Annotated in this window: 19 protein-coding genes; 5 read left to right on the forward strand and 14 right to left on the reverse strand. The window is 53.1% G+C overall.

Going from position 1 to position 16,018, the window contains the following annotated elements; genetic code table 11:
- The first annotated feature begins 5 nt into the window (after positions 1 to 5).
- Positions 6 to 617 (forward strand): Tat proofreading chaperone DmsD, encoded by a 612-nt coding sequence (gene dmsD / locus ABIC80_RS06535; RefSeq protein WP_429176118.1) that lies wholly within the window; start codon positions 6 to 8, stop codon positions 615 to 617.
- Between the two features lie 57 nt (positions 618 to 674).
- Here dmsD and ABIC80_RS06540 read toward each other — a convergent pair whose 3' ends face one another.
- A complete protein-coding gene (locus ABIC80_RS06540) occupies positions 675 to 1,694 on the reverse strand; it encodes an ADP-ribosyltransferase (RefSeq protein WP_305205852.1) in 1,020 nt (339 codons plus the stop codon).
- Positions 1,695 to 2,120: 426 nt separating this feature from the next.
- Here ABIC80_RS06540 and osmY point away from each other — a divergent pair, with 426 nt between their 5' ends.
- Genes osmY through osmV form a run of 4 tightly spaced genes read left to right on the forward strand, consistent with a single transcriptional unit; the run spans position 2,121 to position 5,559 of the window.
- Positions 2,121 to 2,831 (forward strand): osmoprotectant ABC transporter permease OsmY, encoded by a 711-nt coding sequence (gene osmY / locus ABIC80_RS06545; RefSeq protein WP_023481750.1) that lies wholly within the window; start codon positions 2,121 to 2,123, stop codon positions 2,829 to 2,831.
- A 20-nt stretch (positions 2,832 to 2,851) separates the two neighbouring features.
- Positions 2,852 to 3,754 (forward strand): osmoprotectant ABC transporter substrate-binding protein OsmX, encoded by a 903-nt coding sequence (gene osmX, locus ABIC80_RS06550; protein ID WP_429176120.1) that lies wholly within the window; start codon positions 2,852 to 2,854, stop codon positions 3,752 to 3,754.
- A 9-nt stretch (positions 3,755 to 3,763) separates the two neighbouring features.
- Entirely contained in the window at positions 3,764 to 4,411 is a 648-nt protein-coding gene (gene osmW, locus ABIC80_RS06555; protein WP_242389804.1) for an osmoprotectant ABC transporter permease OsmW, read from the forward strand.
- The gene (osmV, locus tag ABIC80_RS06560; protein WP_023481673.1) at positions 4,411 to 5,559 is read left to right on the forward strand and encodes an osmoprotectant ABC transporter ATP-binding protein OsmV; all 1,149 of its coding nucleotides are present in this window, start codon (positions 4,411 to 4,413) and stop codon (positions 5,557 to 5,559) included. Before osmW ends, osmV begins: the two co-directional genes overlap by 1 nt.
- Before the next feature lie 249 nt (positions 5,560 to 5,808).
- Here osmV and ABIC80_RS06565 read toward each other — a convergent pair whose 3' ends face one another.
- From ABIC80_RS06565 to ABIC80_RS06625, 13 genes are all read right to left on the reverse strand, one after another.
- Positions 5,809 to 5,931, reverse strand: coding sequence for a hypothetical protein (locus ABIC80_RS06565; protein WP_429176122.1), 123 nt, complete (start codon positions 5,929 to 5,931; stop codon positions 5,809 to 5,811).
- Positions 5,932 to 5,996: 65 nt separating this feature from the next.
- The gene (locus ABIC80_RS06570) at positions 5,997 to 6,908 is read right to left on the reverse strand and encodes a hypothetical protein (protein ID WP_429176124.1); all 912 of its coding nucleotides are present in this window, start codon (positions 6,906 to 6,908) and stop codon (positions 5,997 to 5,999) included.
- 152 nt (positions 6,909 to 7,060) lie between these two features.
- Positions 7,061 to 7,756, reverse strand: coding sequence for a dethiobiotin synthase (gene bioD / locus ABIC80_RS06575; RefSeq protein ID WP_094419969.1), 696 nt, complete (start codon positions 7,754 to 7,756; stop codon positions 7,061 to 7,063).
- 125 nt (positions 7,757 to 7,881) lie between these two features.
- Entirely contained in the window at positions 7,882 to 9,102 is a 1,221-nt protein-coding gene (gene mlc, locus ABIC80_RS06580) for a sugar metabolism global transcriptional regulator Mlc (RefSeq protein WP_305205855.1), read from the reverse strand.
- 128 nt (positions 9,103 to 9,230) lie between these two features.
- Positions 9,231 to 10,127 (reverse strand): LysR family transcriptional regulator, encoded by an 897-nt coding sequence (locus tag ABIC80_RS06585; protein ID WP_429176127.1) that lies wholly within the window; start codon positions 10,125 to 10,127, stop codon positions 9,231 to 9,233.
- A gap of 310 nt (positions 10,128 to 10,437) precedes the next feature.
- Positions 10,438 to 10,899, reverse strand: a complete 462-nt coding sequence (locus ABIC80_RS06590; RefSeq protein WP_429176129.1) for a DUF2514 family protein — start codon at positions 10,897 to 10,899, stop codon at positions 10,438 to 10,440.
- Positions 10,892 to 11,416, reverse strand: coding sequence for a lysozyme (locus ABIC80_RS06595; protein WP_429176130.1), 525 nt, complete (start codon positions 11,414 to 11,416; stop codon positions 10,892 to 10,894). The genes ABIC80_RS06590 and ABIC80_RS06595 overlap by 8 nt, the downstream gene beginning before the upstream one ends.
- Positions 11,403 to 11,642, reverse strand: a complete 240-nt coding sequence (locus ABIC80_RS06600) for a phage holin (RefSeq protein WP_429176498.1) — start codon at positions 11,640 to 11,642, stop codon at positions 11,403 to 11,405. The genes ABIC80_RS06595 and ABIC80_RS06600 overlap by 14 nt, the downstream gene beginning before the upstream one ends.
- Positions 11,643 to 11,784: 142 nt before the next feature.
- Positions 11,785 to 12,762 (reverse strand): cell envelope integrity protein TolA, encoded by a 978-nt coding sequence (gene tolA / locus ABIC80_RS06605; RefSeq protein ID WP_429176132.1) that lies wholly within the window; start codon positions 12,760 to 12,762, stop codon positions 11,785 to 11,787.
- 36 nt (positions 12,763 to 12,798) lie between these two features.
- Positions 12,799 to 13,068, reverse strand: coding sequence for a hypothetical protein (locus tag ABIC80_RS06610; protein WP_429176135.1), 270 nt, complete (start codon positions 13,066 to 13,068; stop codon positions 12,799 to 12,801).
- A 44-nt stretch (positions 13,069 to 13,112) separates the two neighbouring features.
- Entirely contained in the window at positions 13,113 to 13,664 is a 552-nt protein-coding gene (locus tag ABIC80_RS06615; RefSeq protein ID WP_429176137.1) for a serine acetyltransferase, read from the reverse strand.
- A 63-nt stretch (positions 13,665 to 13,727) separates the two neighbouring features.
- On the reverse strand, positions 13,728 to 14,363 hold the full coding sequence (locus ABIC80_RS06620) for an Ail/Lom family outer membrane beta-barrel protein (RefSeq protein WP_429176139.1): 636 nt from the start codon (positions 14,361 to 14,363) through the stop codon (positions 13,728 to 13,730).
- Positions 14,364 to 14,571: 208 nt separating this feature from the next.
- Positions 14,572 to 16,017, reverse strand: coding sequence for a phage tail fiber protein (locus ABIC80_RS06625; protein ID WP_429176142.1), 1,446 nt, complete (start codon positions 16,015 to 16,017; stop codon positions 14,572 to 14,574).
- Between the last annotated feature and the right edge of the window lies 1 nt (position 16,018).

The following is a 16,018-nucleotide window of genomic DNA, read 5'->3' on the forward strand; positions in this document are numbered from 1 at the left end:
ATACCATGACAGTTGATAAGCGTGAATCGTTTATTTTCACCGCCCGCGTGCTTGGCGCTCTCTTTTACTACCCGCCGGAGAGCGAACCTGCTGCGCCGCTGGTCAACGCCTTTACGCACAATGCGTGGATGGCGTCATGGCCGCTGGCGCAAAGCCTGCTGCTCCCGCTGGCTGAACAATTTTCAGCGGATGGCGAAGAGCCGTTAACCGATGCCTGGCAACGGCTGTTTATCGGCCCGTGGGCGCTGCCTGCACCGCCGTGGGGATCGGTATGGCTGGATAAAGAGTGCGTGCTGTTTGGTGACTCGACGCTGGCCCTGCGCCAGTGGCTGCGCGACAACAATATTGCTTTCGAGACGCAGCAAAACGAGCCGGAAGATCATATCGGCACCCTGCTGCTGCTGGCGGCCTGGCTGGCGGAGCAGGGAAAGACGCAGGCCTGCGATGAGCTTCTGGCGTGGCATCTGCTGCCGTGGTCGGGTCGCTTTCTTGCCGTGCTGGAGGAGCAGGCGCAGCACCCTTTCTGGCAGGCACTCGCCCGGCTGGCACAGCTTACGCTGGCAGAGTGGCGGGCAAACTTGCTGATGCCGGTAGCGCAAAAAGCGCTCTTCCGTTAACACCTTTTCCGGCCGTACAGGCCGGATTTTTTTAAGAAACGCTTCTGAAACAGCGGCTCATCTGGACTTTTGCGGCAGCAGCTCACCATAGATATATTTTTTAATGTAGTGATGCGGTTCCTTGAGGCTCTTAAACACAGGCGACTGCCTGATTTCGCCCGATATATGAAACCGCTTGAAAACGGAACTCATCACATCGGCACTGCCAAACTCATTAACATCAATCACATCTTTGATTTTGATTTTCACGCCGGGAGCAAACAGTATTTCATCCTCTTGGGGCAACACAGAGGTTGGCGCAATCCAGTGCCCTTCGGCTTCTGGCGGCGCTTCAAGGATCAGAAGATGGGTATTTAAATAGGGTGTGCTGACGCTGGTGCTGGTGTAACTTTTTTGCCCAATGACAGCCCCGACAGTGGCGTATTGCCTCGCCTCTTTTTCGCCAAAGGGATAATCGAAACCAATACCGCGCACAACCACATTGCCGAAACTTTCATTTGAGGGGTGTTTTTTTCTGGATCTATCCAGCACCTGGTTAAAATTTTTCACTCCGCTTTCCAGAGACTCTTTCCCCACAAAGCCGGATTTTAAAAAACCATTTTTTATCAGTGTGTTAACAAGCCTTTCGACTTCATGGTTTTCCATGTTCCTGCTTCTTTCATATTTATTAAGCAGGGTGTAGTTACTTGATGTGTAGACTTTGATGGCCGAAATTTCGCTCTCTGTTAAACCTAGCTCCGCCGAGGAAGGTAGTGCAGGTAATTGCCGACCTAGCTGGCTGTCCGGCAAGGTGAAGATCCGCACTGCTTCATGGTGGCCTCGCGACTCAAAGCTGTTTACGACATCTGAGTTTAATGCGCTATTGGGCGACGTTTTTCTTCCAGGAGCGGCGTGCGACGAGGTGATTTTATTCACCACTTCAGCGATTTTTTGTGATTTGTTCTCATTGAACGAGGCGGCTGAGTGTTTACCTGAAACCTGATGCAGTGATGAAAGCGGCGATGATTCTGCATAGGATCCCTGACTCCCTTTTCCTGCCCAGGAGCTGAGTGGCTTTTTTGTCGCTGAAGCATACATACTGTTGCCTCCTCGCAAGGTTTTATAACGATAACCGGGTTGGTTTAAGGATATGTGCCCCGTATAAACAGAGCTTATTTTTTAAGAGTTCTCATCAACCTGTTTTTATTCGCCGCTGCGTTAAACCGGCTGTTACGGTGATTTTGCGCCCTTTCACGCGCCGGAATAGTTTATCCCGGCAATCACATTAGTGACACCGTCACCTCTGCCGCTTCGCTTTTAAGACAATTCTTTAATATTCCGTTCGGCCTGTACGCGGTAAGGCTTAGTGTGCAAAAGCTGCCTGCCGCTGGGTTTTAAAAAGCGGCCTCAGAACTGGAAGCATCCCCGCACGCTTGCTATAGCTCAAAGCACCCTGCCGAACATGGCATAACAACATGCAACCTGCGGTTGCTATAACGCATGCAAACAGGGAGAGACACTGCAATGCAGACTTCCATGCTTACCCGCGCGCTGCTTTTCATCGCCGGGATTGTCGCCATACTGGCGCTGATTACCTGGGGCGTCGGGCTGGAGACGATAAAAGCCCGCCAGGTGGATTTGATTTACCTCGGGCAACAGCACCTGATTCTGGTGTTCAGCTCAATGTTTTTTGCACTCTTAGTCGGTATTCCCAGCGGTATCGCCCTTAGCCGCCCCGCCGCTCGTGGGGTTGCCGAGTATGTGATGCAGATCTTTAACGTCGGCAACACGTTGCCGCCGCTGGCGGTGCTGGCCCTGGCGATGGTGGTGATTGGCATTGGCGATATCCCGGCGATCATCGCGCTGTTCCTCGCCTCGTTGCTGCCGATTGTGCGCAACACCTATGCCGGGCTCTGCTCGGTACCCGCCTCGTTAATCGAAGCGGCGAACGGAATTGGCATGACCAAATGGCAGCGTTTACGCCAGGTGGAGCTGCCGAATGCCCTGCCGGTGATCCTCTCCGGGGTGCGAATTGCGACGGCAATTAACGTCGGTACCGCGCCACTCGCGTTTCTGATTGGCGCCAGCAGCTATGGCGAACTGATCTTCCCCGGCATCTACCTCAACGATTTCCCGACGCTGATTTTAGGCGCAGCCGCCACGGCGCTGTTCGCCCTGATCCTCGATACCCTGCTGGCGGCGCTGGGCCGTCTTCTTAGCCCGCACACGGCGTGATAACAATAAGAGGAAGTGTGATGAAACGACTTTTTCATACGCTGGGCTGGCTGGCAGCAACGGCGCTGCTCACTGCCAGCGCCCATGCGGCACCGCTGGTTGTGGCGACCAAAAGCTTTACTGAGCAGCATATTTTGTCGGCCCTTACCGTGCAGTATTTGCAGAAAAAAGGCTTTCAGGTGCAGCCGCAGACCAATATCGCAACGGTGATTTCACGCAACGCGATGATCAACAAGCAGGTCGATATGACCTGGGAGTATACCGGCACCTCGCTGATTATTTTTAACCACATCAACAAACGCATGTCGGCACAGGAGACCTACGACACCGTTAAACGCCTCGATGCGAAACACGGTCTGATGTGGCTCAATCCGGCCAATATGAACAACACTTATGCCTTCGCTATGCAGCGCAAACGCGCCGAGGCTGAGCACATCACCACCATGTCGCAGATGGTGGCGAAGATTGAAGAGATCCGCAAAACCAACCCGAAAAAGAACTGGCTGCTGGGCCTCGACCTGGAGTTCGCCGGGCGCAGCGACGGCATGAAGCCGTTGCAGCAGGCTTATGGCATGGAGCTGGATCGCCCGCAAATCCGCCAGATGGATCCTGGCCTCGTCTATAACGCCATCCGCGACGGCTTTGTCGATGCCGGGCTGGTCTACACCACCGATGGCCGCCTTAAGGGGTTCGACCTGAAAACGCTGGAGGATGATAAAGGCTTTTTCCCGAGCTATGCGGTTACGCCGGTGGTGCGTAAAGACACGCTTGAAGCTAATCCGGGCTTAGAAGAGGCGCTCAATACCCTCTCCGGCCTGCTGAACAATGAGGTGATTATCTCCCTCAACGCGAAAGTCGATATCGATCACCAGACACCGCAGCAGGTCGCCCGCGACTTCCTGCGCGAGAAAGGGTTGCTGTAAGGAGAGCCTATGGACACGATTCACTACATGATGGACAACGCCGGCTACCTCGCCACTCTCACCTTCCAGCACCTCTGGCTGGTGCTGCTGGCGGTGGGCATGGCGATACTTATTGGCGTGCCGCTGGGAGTTTTGATTGTGCGCCACAAATGGCTGGCAACGCCGGTGCTTGGCCTGGCGACACTGGTGCTGACCATTCCGTCAATTGCCCTGTTTGGCCTGATGATCCCGCTCTTTTCGCTGGTCGGCCAGGGGATTGGCGCACTACCGGCAATTACCGCGGTGTTTCTCTACTCGCTGCTGCCGATTGTGCGTAACACCCACACCGCTCTCGACAGCCTGCCGCCGGGGTTGCGTGAAGCGGGGCGCGGGATTGGCATGACCTTCTGGCAGCGTTTGCGCTGGGTGGAGATCCCGATGGCGCTGCCAGTGATTTTCGGCGGGATCCGTACCGCCGTGGTGATGAATATTGGCGTAATGGCCATCGCCGCCGTGATTGGCGCAGGCGGGCTGGGGCTGCTGTTGCTGAACGGCATCGGCGGGAGTGATATTCGCATGCTGATTGCCGGCGCGGTGATGATCTGTTTACTGGCCGTTGTGCTCGACTGGTTACTGCACCGCTTACAAATCGTGCTGACGCCGAAGGGGATTCGATAATGATTAAACTGGAAAATCTGACCAAACAATTTACGCAGAAGAACGGCCAGAGTGTGAATGCCGTCGACAATGTCAACCTGATGGTGCCGGAAGGTGAAATGTGCGTGCTGCTCGGCCCCTCTGGCTGCGGCAAAACCACGACGCTGAAGATGATTAACCGCCTTATTACGCCAAGCAGCGGCAAGATCCTGATTAACGGTGAAGACACCAGCGGCATGGATACCGTGACCCTGCGGCGCAATATCGGCTATGTGATCCAGCAGATTGGCCTGTTTCCTAATATGACCATCGAAGAGAACATTACCGTGGTGCCGCGCATGCTGGGCTGGGATAAAGCACGCTGTAAAAGCCGCGCAGAAGAGCTGATGGAGATGGTGGCGCTCGATGCGAAAAAGTTCCTTCACCGCTACCCGCGCGAGATGTCCGGCGGCCAGCAGCAGCGTATTGGCGTGATCCGCGCGCTGGCGGCCGATCCACCGGTATTGCTGATGGATGAACCCTTCGGCGCGGTCGACCCGATCAACCGCGAAGTGATCCAGAACCAGTTTCTTGAAATGCAGCGCGCGCTGAAAAAGACGGTGCTGCTGGTGAGCCACGATATCGACGAGGCATTAAAGCTCGGCGACCGGATTGCGGTGTTCCGCCAGGGACGCATCGTGCAGTGCGCCAGCCCTGATGAGCTGCTGGCAAAACCGGCGAATGAGTTTGTCGGCTCGTTTGTTGGCCAGGACCGGACGCTCAAGCGCCTGCTGCTGGTATCAGCCGGGGACGTGACCGATCAGCAACCGACCATCACCGTGCGGGAATCGACCCCGGCCGCTGAGGCGTTCGCCATTATGGATGATAACGATATGCGTGCCGTAACGGTGGTCGACGGCGCGGGTAAACCGCTCGGCTTCGTCAAACGCCGCGAAGCGCGGCATGATGCCCGCGACTGCGCTGCGCTGCTGCACCCGTTCCGCATTACCGGTAAAGCGGAGGATAACCTGCGCGTGGTGCTTTCTCGGCTCTATGAGAGTAACACCAGCTGGATGCCCATCGTGGATGAAGAGGGTCGCTATAACGGCGAGATTTCGCAGGATTACATCGCCGAGTATTTAAGCTCCGGGAAAACGCGCCGGGCGCTGGCGATCCATAGCGAGAGTTAAGCAAATTTGCCAAATGGCGTTAACCGCAGGCCGGATAAGCCCCGGTTAGCGCCTTCAGGTCACCGATTTCATTTTGCGCGCAAGATAAGCTTTGATATTCGGCCATTTCCGGTACTCCGTCTTACCGTACAAATCGCTGAAGCCTTCGGCAAATGCCTCTTCCGCCCTGCCAGTAGTAATTATCGAATGACTCCGGCGTTGTGTTGCCCAGATCTTTTTCCCAGACAGCAATAAAACTGGCTCGTTTACTTAAATAATCACCCGCTGCGCCTGTATTGCAATACGCTCCCGCTCCGTCATCGCATTATCATCCTGTTCATGAGACGAAGCGGACGGCTGCGGCCTGGCTTTCTCTTTTGCATAGGCATACATCAGTTTCTCTCCTGGGCCTTGATTTACCGAATCACCCCGATGAACAGCAATAGCCGCCAGGATCGTTATCTGTACAACCTGTAAATATCACCATTATATTTTTTCACTTCCGCCGCCGATTGCTCAACAAAGCGATAGGTGGTACCGGTATGCCCCATATATTTGAACTTCGTTCCGATGGGGAAAAGACTCTCTTTTTCAACCACATCACCATATTTAAAGTTCTTTGGATTGCCCACAATATCGTATATCACACCTACCTCATCCAAATCTGCGAGTGAGTTATATTTACCCGTGGCAAATCTTTTTGCCATTTTCTTATCCTGGGTAACCGACATAAGAAAATTGGCGCTGACTAACATACCCGGTGAAATGGCATTCAGAACGGGTCGGTGTTTTGTCCCTCTGTAATAGTTATCCATCCCGGTAAACTTCGCCTCCTCTACGGCCTGGTTCATGATGGCCACGGCGTTGCTTTTGTGGCTTAACGTTTTGATTACGAGCTTCATATCTATCCCGGGCGCAAAAGCCGGAGGATTTGTGCCGACTTCAAACTCTCTTTTGGCTTCTCGCGCCAGTTTTGTCGAGTCAGGAATATCAATATCCTGTCCTTTTGCCTTTCTGATAAGCGAGTTTATAAACAGAGCACCTTTGTTAGTGGCATATAAGTAGAGCGCGCCATCCACAATATCGCTGGAAAATTTGTATCCAGCAGTCGTTGCTGATGACGCACTTTTGGATGAGGCAGCATTTGCGCTACCCTGGCTGTTTGCAGCGGCACCTGAGCGATATTTCGCAACCAGCAGGTGGGGCTGTTTTAATTTGGGATTAAGCTGCTTTATTTTATCGAGGATGGTTTTGAGATCATCCTTAGGGAAATTATTAAACCGGAGTTGTTCGAGGATTTCCTCTTCTGAAGGCGCGGCAGTTTGTGCAGGATATTGAGGCTTGGTTTTCTCTTTTGCATAAGCATACATAAGCTTCATCTCCGGAAACGATTTTCCGTTAAGCGTAGCTATGGCCTGAGTGTGTGAAGCGCGCTTTCAGAAGTTTCATGGGTAAATGAGCACAGGGGGTGACATAGACCGGACAGGCATTAGCCCTGTCCGGCGAACGATCAAAAAAGGACTCAGGCCAGCACGCGATCGGCGATCAGCATGCCGGTGGCCATCTGCAGGTTGATATAGTGGGCGAGGTCGCGCTGTTCCGGGCGCGGCAGGTAAGGCAGCTCGCCCACCAGCGGCGCGGGCAGTTTTTTGCTCAGCACGTTGATGATCTCGGCATAGTGCGCAAGGCCCGGGTTGATGCGGTTTGCTACCCAGCCAATCAGCGGCAGGCCATCGCTGGCGATCGCCTGCGCGGTAAGCAGTGCATGGTTGAGGCACCCTTCCTGAATCCCCACCACCATCACCACCGCCATCTGCTCCTGCACCACCCACTCGGAGAGCGGGCGCAGATCGTTCATCAGGCTGCGCCAGCCGCCGGTGCCTTCGACAACGACGTGATCGACCTGCTTACACAAATCGGCCAGCCCGTTCGACAGCAGGGTATAGTTGATGGGGCAGCTGTGCGCCACGCTGCTCTCCTCTTCGCTCAGCGCAATCGGATTGATGGCGCTGTAAGGCAGTTCGAGGGAGGAGACACTTTGCAGCACCAGCGCGTCTTTATTACGCAGCCCTTCCGGCGTTGCCTGACTTCCTTTTGCAACAGGCTTATAACCTGCCACCGTTTTGCCGCTGGCAGCCAGCGCCTGGAGCAGCGCGCGGGACGCCACTGTCTTCCCGACAGAAGTGTCTGTACCCGTAACAAAGAAACGCTTAAGCATAAGTAACTCCACCGTTAAGCAACGAAAATATAAACCGGAAATATAATTCAGAGCAGAAAGTCTACGGGAAGTGGTGGAGGCTCAATTTGAGATAGCGCAATTTTTATCGCGACTGGGTAAAAATGTTACCCCTGTAACAAACGAATCAGCAGCGATCCGTTATACATCGCGTCTTTTACCAGCGCGGCACCCGCCATGGTGCCCTGATTGGTGAACTGCGTACTCTCAACGGAGATATGTTGGCTGTACGCCGGTAGCGCCTGCTGGCGAATGCAGTCGGCAATGGTAGGAAACAGCACTTCTGCCGCAAGGCTCAGCGGCGAGCCAATCAATATTTTTTGCGGGTTGAACAAATTGACCATGATGGCCAGAATGCGCCCGACATTCGCCCCGACGCCGCTGATGATATCTTTTGCCAGCAGATCGCCCTGCTGTGCCGCCTGGCAGAGCCACTCCACTGTTAAGGGCTGCTGGTGCAGCATCGAACTCATCGACTGGCTCATGCGCAGCTGCGCCAGCTCCAGCACACTCTCCACGCTGGCGATGGTCTCCAGGCAGCCGTGGTTGCCGCAGTAGCAGCGCTTGCCGTAGGGATCGACCTGCGTATGGCCAATCTCCACCAGGCTGCTGCTGCCCGCATGAAGCAGGCGTCCATCGGTGATCACCCCGGCACCGACGTTATGATCGATCACCACCTGAATCACATCCCGCGCGCCGCGCGAGGCGCCAAACAGCGCTTCCGCCATCGTCCAGGCACTGATGTCATGCTGCACATAGACCGGCACGCCGGTATGGGCCTCCAGCGCTTCGCCGAGCGGCATCTCCTTCACGTCCTCATAGAAAGGCATGCGGTGAATAATGCCATTTTCCGTATCAATAATGCCCGGCAGCGTGATAGCGATCGCCGTCAGCCGCTCAAGCTTGTGCTGATGGCGGGTAAAAAATTGATCGATATGGGTAATGATGCGGGTGAGCAAGGGTTCGGCGGCGGTTAAGGGGAGATCGAGACGATCCTCGATCACCAGCTTGCTGCTTAAATCGCGCAGGGAGAGAAAAATTTCGCCACGACTAATGCGCAGCGAGAGGTAGTGCCAGGCTTCGGTTTCGACCACCAGCCCGACCGCCGGACGCCCGCGGCTGCCCGGCTCCTGGATCTCCGTCTCCTGCACCAGATGGGCTTCCAGCATTTCGCGCACGATTTTGGTGATGCTTGCCGGGGCCAGTTGCGCTAACCGGGAGAGGTCGATACGCGAAACCGGGCCAAGCTGGTCGATGAGGCGATAGACTGCGCCCGCATTGGTCTGCTTTATTTGATCAATATGCCCCGGCTGGCTATCAGCGACCACCTCATACTCCCTTATTTTCGCGCTTCGAAATAAACATTCGGCTATGGTGAAACACTTAACGGCTGTCGTCAAATATTTACCCATGCTTGTGATTTAACGCACATTTTGCCCTCCGTTATGGGCGAAATTCAGCCGTTTGCCGCGTCAAGGAGCTGCTGTTTGAAACGCGCCGCGGCTGCCCCCTGCTCCTGGTGTTTTGACCACACCAGCCACATCTCCGAGACGGCATCCTCTTCCACAATCGGTACCCAGCACATCTCGCTGAGTTGAACGCGGTGAAACGAGGCGGGCAAAATCGACACGCCAAGCCCTGCGGCCACCAGGCCGATAATGGTCATCGCCTCGCCCACCTCCTGCGCGATGCGAGGCGTCAGCTGGTAGCGCCGCATCAGGCTGAGGATATCGTCATACAGGCCGGTACCGACATGGGGATCGAAAAAGACAAACGGCTCCTGCGCCAGCTCGTGCAGAGACACGGCCGTGCGTGTTGCCAGCGGGTGGTTACGCGGAACCATCGCCAGCAGCGGCTCGCGCAGAATCACCTCCCACGCCAGCGTCTCCGGCAACGGGGTGTTGCGCATCAAACCGAGATCCAGCGTTCCCTCATTAAGTGGCGCTATCTGTTCGCGGGTATTGATCTCTCGCGTCTGGATATGCACATCCGGGTAGCGCTGGCGAAAGGAAGAGAGGGTATCTGAGACCGCTTTAATAAAGGGCGCGGAGGAGGTAAAGCCAATGCGTAACTCGCCTGTTTCCCCCTGGTGCAAACGTAGCGCACGGGCGGCGGCTTCATCCACCTGGTTTAAGATCTGCCGGCTGTCGGCCAGAAACTGGCGTCCGGCCGGGGTCAATGAGACGCTACGATTTGTGCGGGCCAGCAACCGCGCGCCGACCTGCTGTTCGAGGATCTGAATTTGCTGGCTCAGGGGCGGCTGCGAGATGTTCAGCCGCGCGGCGGCATGACCAAAATGGAGCTCTTCTGCAACGGCGATAAAGTAACGCAGGTGGCGCAGTTCGATATTCATATTTTTGAAGTATTATTCCTTGGCTACAGGCTCGCCATATACCGGGTTCACGTTGAATTAATTTCATATGCACCCGGATAGATACCCGTATAATTCATCGCTTCTACTTTCGCAGAGTTTTCGGATTTTTCACACGATGATTTGTCTTTTCAAAGCGATGAGGTTAAATTTATCGCCGGTTGCGGATGGAGCTGCGACCGGGTTCCTTGACATACCCGAAGACCCGTAATTGTTTAAGTTCATTTGTTGATTTGCCGGAAGTACCAAAAGCCCGTTTCCCTGCGGGCTTTTTTTCGTCTCGATTTCCTTCCTATCGCTCTACGCTGCTATAAATCGTCTCGCAGGCTATCCCCGCGCTGTAACGCTCGTCAGCAATGTGAGCATAGCTTGCAGCTTCCTCTGCAATGCTTCCGAGCACGTCGGCGAGCACTCCGGCCCCGGAGTTGGTTGCCGCGCCTCCGGCGGCAGCGGGCGAATTACCGGCGCGCTTTGCGGCGTCCAACTGGGAAGCGAGTCGCCCGGATTGGTCGCGCAGCTGGTTAACAGTGTCGCGCAGAGCGGCAGCGCCAGCAGCTGCCAGCGCAAGTCTATTTTGTGCATCCTTTACAGCCTCATCGCGGGCAATGCTGCGCCCTTGTTCTATCAGTCTCGCCGCCGTCTGCGCGTTAACTTCCCGCGTCAGCTCTGCGCGGTCGCGCACCGTTCCGGTGTACAGGCAACCGGCTGCGAACGCAGCAGCCAGCCCTATTCCTATAATCGCGGTTCTAATCATCCAGCCCCCAGCAGGCTAACGCCGATTCCTGATCTCGTCGCGCCACTTGGCCATAACAGTTACTTGCCTTGATCCGGCAATCCTTACCCCTGTCTCTCACCCACCATCGTAAAGCCTCGCAAGCCCCGCGCCGGTCACCCGCATTTAAACGCGCGTAGAACGTGCTAGAGAAGCATTTAGCGGGGCCGATGTTATACGGGCAGAAAGATGCGATCCCGGCCTTCTGCGGCGCTGTCAGCGCGATTTTGACGTGCTTCTCTACCCACTCCAGCGCCCTATCTCGCTCAACCGCATTCGCCTGGCGACATTTCTCCACCGTTACGCGCTGGCCAGCGGTCACCGGCTTGCCATCGAGCTGCGTTACTCCCCGGCAGATAGTCCAGATTTCGGAGCCGTCCCGGTATGCGATCAAACTGTTGCCCTCTTTCTCATCGAGCAACTGATCCAGCAGTTGCGGCGCGGTCGCACCGGCAGCAATAAGCGCTAGCATTGCCGCGCTTAATTTAAATTTCCTCATGAGCTAACCCAGCAGCTGCAGCTGCATCCTTGCGGCGGTCGTCTTTGATTTTGAAATAGAGGCTCGTTAAGTAGGTTAAGAGGCCGAAAGCGATAGACGCCAGAACGCCGATCGCCGCCCATTGTGATGGGGTGATTCTGTCGAGTAGGTTAAGCATCCAATAGCCCCCGCTAATAGTTGACGATGTGTAAGACGCGCGCGCGGCAACGTCTGCGATAGTGGACATTTTCGACATAGTTTTTTGCCTTACCCCCGCCGGGGGGTGATTGATTAATCTTTATCGAAGGTAAGGCGCTGCGGGGGTCAGAATCCTGACTGAAAACGGTTAAAAAAAACCCGCACGGCGGCGGGCTTAATAGGGGATGTTGTTAGGGCTTGAAATCCATAGGCGCATTTTTAAATATCTCATATACGGCCTTACTTGGCGGCTTAGGCATTTTCGCCTCCATTGTTGCTCTTGTTGCCGCTCGGCATAGCGCCGGATCTCCCCCCTCTGATTTGACATCTAAAAGTGTGCCATCGGGAGCCAGCTTAACGCGCAATGTGCAGGATTTTCCCGTGTAAGAGGATGCATCATAGAAACGGCTCTCAATGGCGGCTTTAATCTGCCCTGCGTAGTTACTGACATCTGCACCTGATGCACCATTGCGGGAAGTGCTCTGCATCGTGCTGTCACGCCGTCTGCTGGCCGGTTTAGAGGGGGACAAATCGCCAAATAAATCGTCTACATATCCAGCGGCAGCTCTCTTTTCAGCAGCGGCCTTTGCAGCAGCGGCTTTTTCAGCCGCAAATTTTTTCTTCGCTATTGCTAGTTTTGCCGCTATCTCAGGCGTTGGCTCGAGCGAGAATGGGATGCTTAGCCCGCCCCTAGTTCTCAACAAATGCCCCTTTATGATGCTATTCATTGGCGGGAATTTGACGCCAACTAATGAGCGCTTGGCGGCTTCACATAATCCTTTATCCCCTGTGCAATCGCTGCGTAAGAGCTGCCCTTTAGCATCAAGATGCACCGTCACAGTTGATTTTTTCCAGAAATAATCTTTGCCATCTGGAAACCTTAAGGCCATAGCGTTAGCTAATTTTTCGTAGTATGCGTCAATAAACTGTTTGCCAATTTGTGCCTCTTTCCGCTTACGTATGTTCTTTGCTGCTTCCCCGTATGCTCTCATCATTAGCGCCATATTCCTTGCGGCTGCTTTTGTTTGTTCCTCTTGTTCAATCATCTCGTTTTCGAACTGCTTAACAAGTTCTTGATAGGTCATCTCTTTTGCAAGAGCCTTCCCGGTAATAACTAACGAGCATAAAAGAATTATTTTTATTGGCTTTTTCATATATTTCATTTTCACCAAAAAGCCCGCACGGTGGCGGGCAATTGCTGGCAGTTAGTTGAAATCTGCGTCACGGTTATTACGTTTAAAATCTGGCTCAATGCGTGGCTTCGCTGGCAATTGCTCACAGATATCGCGCAAATACTCGCAGCACTTAAACGCGACAATAGTGAACTCAAGTGGAATGCGCACGAAAAGCGCCCCGACTATCCATATGATCCCACCTCCATCTATCGCCATCCAAACGCAAACAATTACACATAAAGCATAAAAAATAGACATTAGTGATGGGGTAATAAGGCGATCAAAGGTAAAAAATCCCATTACAACAACTCCTGATAAATGCCCGCACGGTGGCGGGCTGCTGGTCAATTCTTCGGTGTTACTACCGTCTCGATCCGGTTGTAAACCGTGGTGTTTGCGGGTACATCTTTATTGATAAATGTATGTGCGCCTATCGTCGCATTATCTCCAATGTTAACCTTTCCGATAATGCACGAATTAGCGCCAATAGTGACGTTATCGCCAATTATGGCTACACCGTCAGCCATACCTTTTTTGTTGCCGATTGTCGTACCTTGACGAACATCAAAGTTTTTCCCAATGATAATATTTTCTTTGATAACCAGCCCATGATAATGGCCGATATGTAAACCCGGCCCGATCACCGCACGAATATGAATATCAACACCGTAGCGCAAACATAGCTTTTTATATTTACTTTTAGCGTACTTCCCCAAAAAGAATTTATTATTATGTGAAACATATTTGTAAACTCTAAACCAGAAATAAAACCTTTTCTGACTGTTTACCGCGCCTTTTCTTATAGCGCGCATCCATGAAAAAGGTTTGGTATCGCCTTTCAAAACTTCCCGGTACAAGCATTCTTTTAAAAATTCTTTGCTGGCTGGATTGTTCATTTTTTTCGCATAAAGAAAAGCCCGCGCGCTGCGGGCTTAGGTATCTATAAGGAACTGGAAAAATTAAAACTTGTAGCCGAGGCCAGCAGAGATCCCGCTGGTTTTCCATTCACCGCCGTTAGATGCCTCATACGCCAGATCAAGGGTAATACCCTTATAAATATTGAACTGTGCGCCTGCGCCGTAGGCCAGATCAGTTTGGTTTTCGCTGGCATGGAAATCGCCGATATCGCCGGAGGTGTTAACGCTCAGCTTCTTATCTGCGACGCCTGCCATAGCATAAACGCTAACGTAGTTATTAATGCGGTAAGACGGGCCAGCCATAACAGCCAGGTAAGAGCCTTTAACACGAGATTCTGCACTTGATGCCGGTGCGGTTTCGGTAGAGTAAGCAGTCTCACGCGCCCAAGAAATTGCGGAGATAACGCCGAGGGTGTCGGTGATCTCATAGCGGTAATGCACGGAAACGCCGCCGAGGTTGCTATATCCTTCCGGGCTATAGTTCACAGCATCTTTACCATAAGCAGCCAGAGCTGCAGCATTCCATGCGTCCATTGCAGAGCTTGCTGTATCTGCAACGTCTTTCATGCCAGACGATTTTGTCTGGAAATAATTAACGGTAAGAGTTGAATCACCGGCTGTAGCTGCAGCGTTGCCAGCGAAAACAGCAGCAGCAATAAATAAGGCTAATTTTTTCATTTTGAAATTCCCGTATTGATTAAGAAATGGGGAGCGTACATTTTTAACCAGATAAAGTTCAATAAATCTAAATAACATTAGGAATATATCAAGAAAAGCAATGCGATTTATTTAATTGACTGCAAAATTGACGCTATATTTATAAATTAATATTTCAGCGTTGTTTTTAAATATTTCAAAAAATAAGGCCGCTCAATGCGGCCTTTTGTTAATATCCGATGGCGAGCCAGAAAACGTTTGTCCCTGTACCGCTACCAGAGTTATCTGTTGCAGTAAATCCGGTATTGGTTGGCTCACCATTTACCCATACTTGCCAATCTCCTATTCCTCCAGTTGAAAATATTGTTAGCTGGACATTAACGCAAGCTGTAGGGAATGGCGTTGGGAACGTCACGCCGATAGCTGCGCCAAGTCCGATATCTAGTCTACCCCACTGCAACGTAATCCCCGCGATAGTCAGCGAGCCATTGCTACCCGGATTAGATTGGCCCGGCGGGTTGTTTGTGATCTCGTTTTGAATCTGATTGGCAACATAAGTTTGAATGTAGTTACTCAGCTTTCCGCTATTCCACACCGCGCCGGTGATGTCGCCAGACTCATCAAGTACCGCTGGCGTTGTCGGCGTACCATCACCAACGATAACGGAATTAGTTGCGGTCAAGCTTCCACTGATAACGGTAGATCCACCTATCGCTACACCTGATCCAGCTTTGGGAGCAATAGCAATGCCGCCCGCCTCTGCCAGAGTCATAGCATTGCCGCCGTGGACATTGCCGAGATGCAGATCATTATCGTTGTCGGTAACGCTTCCAACATACCAATGCATGCCGCCAGCAGAGTCGAACGCATACAGATAGCTTTGGGCGTTAGCTGTCAGCGGATGAATGGCGAACGCGCCACCATCGCCGAAAATGGTAAGCGGCCCGCTCATGGTGTCGCCGGTTTTTTTCACACGGTTATCGAGCGCCGCTTGTACTGTTCCCTCCGGGGTTGCGCCGATCAGGGTCGCGCCGGTGTCTTTGGCCAGCTCAATAAATACATTTTCCGCGCTGCCCGGATAGGGGGCGACGATCATCGGCTGGCCGTTCTTATCGAACGTGAAAACGCGGTTAGCACGCGCACCGGCTGCGGGCAAAATATTTACTTGTGTCTCAGGGACACGAAGAGAGCGCGCGAAATAGTTACTCCCCTGTAAATCCGTATAACGTTTGTTAACGGCATCCTGCGGGTTAATCGGATCTTCTAAATTCTCGATGCGATAAGGCACGGCGTTATAAGGCCCGCCCAGTAGCGGGCGTTGCAGGCAGAGATCGAGATAAATAAATGCCCGCTGGATGGCCATCCAAATGCGGTCAAAATCCTTATTAACCGTATCGGCCAGCAGATCGCCGTTGTCCTGGTAATCTGCCAGACGCGAGGTAGGCACTACGCGCTCTATGAAAACAACCGAGTTCGCAGCCGGTGGCGTCAGCATAGTGACGTTACCGCCGCCCTGATTGCCTGCGCCCGTGACACTGTAACCGGTAGTTACGATCACGCCATCAATCGAGATTTGCAGGTCGTTAGGGGTGATGATGTAAAAATCGTATGGGAAAACGGTTGTTGCCCCGTTCGCCGTATACGTGATGTAAGGTTGATGGCTTGATACAGACATA

The organism is Kosakonia sp. 1610 (assembly GCF_050435845.1).
GTDB lineage: Bacteria > Pseudomonadota > Gammaproteobacteria > Enterobacterales > Enterobacteriaceae > Kosakonia > Kosakonia cowanii.

What these genes read in the sequence shown, in the direction of transcription:
- dmsD (WP_429176118.1), top strand. Translation starts at nt 6, where the DNA reads ATGACAGTTGATAAGCGTGAATCGTTTATTTTCACCGCCCGCGTGCTT.
- ABIC80_RS06540 (WP_305205852.1), bottom strand. Translation starts at nt 1,694, where the DNA reads ATGTATGCTTCAGCGACAAAAAAGCCACTCAGCTCCTGGGCAGGAAAA.
- osmY (WP_023481750.1), top strand. Translation starts at nt 2,121, where the DNA reads ATGCAGACTTCCATGCTTACCCGCGCGCTGCTTTTCATCGCCGGGATT.
- osmX (WP_429176120.1), top strand. Translation starts at nt 2,852, where the DNA reads ATGAAACGACTTTTTCATACGCTGGGCTGGCTGGCAGCAACGGCGCTG.
- osmW (WP_242389804.1), top strand. Translation starts at nt 3,764, where the DNA reads ATGGACACGATTCACTACATGATGGACAACGCCGGCTACCTCGCCACT.
- osmV (WP_023481673.1), top strand. Translation starts at nt 4,411, where the DNA reads ATGATTAAACTGGAAAATCTGACCAAACAATTTACGCAGAAGAACGGC.
- ABIC80_RS06565 (WP_429176122.1), bottom strand. Translation starts at nt 5,931, where the DNA reads ATGTATGCCTATGCAAAAGAGAAAGCCAGGCCGCAGCCGTCCGCTTCG.
- ABIC80_RS06570 (WP_429176124.1), bottom strand. Translation starts at nt 6,908, where the DNA reads ATGTATGCTTATGCAAAAGAGAAAACCAAGCCTCAATATCCTGCACAA.
- bioD (WP_094419969.1), bottom strand. Translation starts at nt 7,756, where the DNA reads ATGCTTAAGCGTTTCTTTGTTACGGGTACAGACACTTCTGTCGGGAAG.
- ABIC80_RS06585 (WP_429176127.1), bottom strand. Translation starts at nt 10,127, where the DNA reads ATGAATATCGAACTGCGCCACCTGCGTTACTTTATCGCCGTTGCAGAA.
- ABIC80_RS06590 (WP_429176129.1), bottom strand. Translation starts at nt 10,899, where the DNA reads ATGATTAGAACCGCGATTATAGGAATAGGGCTGGCTGCTGCGTTCGCA.
- ABIC80_RS06595 (WP_429176130.1), bottom strand. Translation starts at nt 11,416, where the DNA reads ATGAGGAAATTTAAATTAAGCGCGGCAATGCTAGCGCTTATTGCTGCC.
- ABIC80_RS06600 (WP_429176498.1), bottom strand. Translation starts at nt 11,642, where the DNA reads ATGTCCACTATCGCAGACGTTGCCGCGCGCGCGTCTTACACATCGTCA.
- ABIC80_RS06610 (WP_429176135.1), bottom strand. Translation starts at nt 13,068, where the DNA reads ATGGGATTTTTTACCTTTGATCGCCTTATTACCCCATCACTAATGTCT.
- ABIC80_RS06615 (WP_429176137.1), bottom strand. Translation starts at nt 13,664, where the DNA reads ATGAACAATCCAGCCAGCAAAGAATTTTTAAAAGAATGCTTGTACCGG.
- ABIC80_RS06620 (WP_429176139.1), bottom strand. Translation starts at nt 14,363, where the DNA reads ATGAAAAAATTAGCCTTATTTATTGCTGCTGCTGTTTTCGCTGGCAAC.
- ABIC80_RS06625 (WP_429176142.1), bottom strand. Translation starts at nt 16,017, where the DNA reads ATGTCTGTATCAAGCCATCAACCTTACATCACGTATACGGCGAACGGG.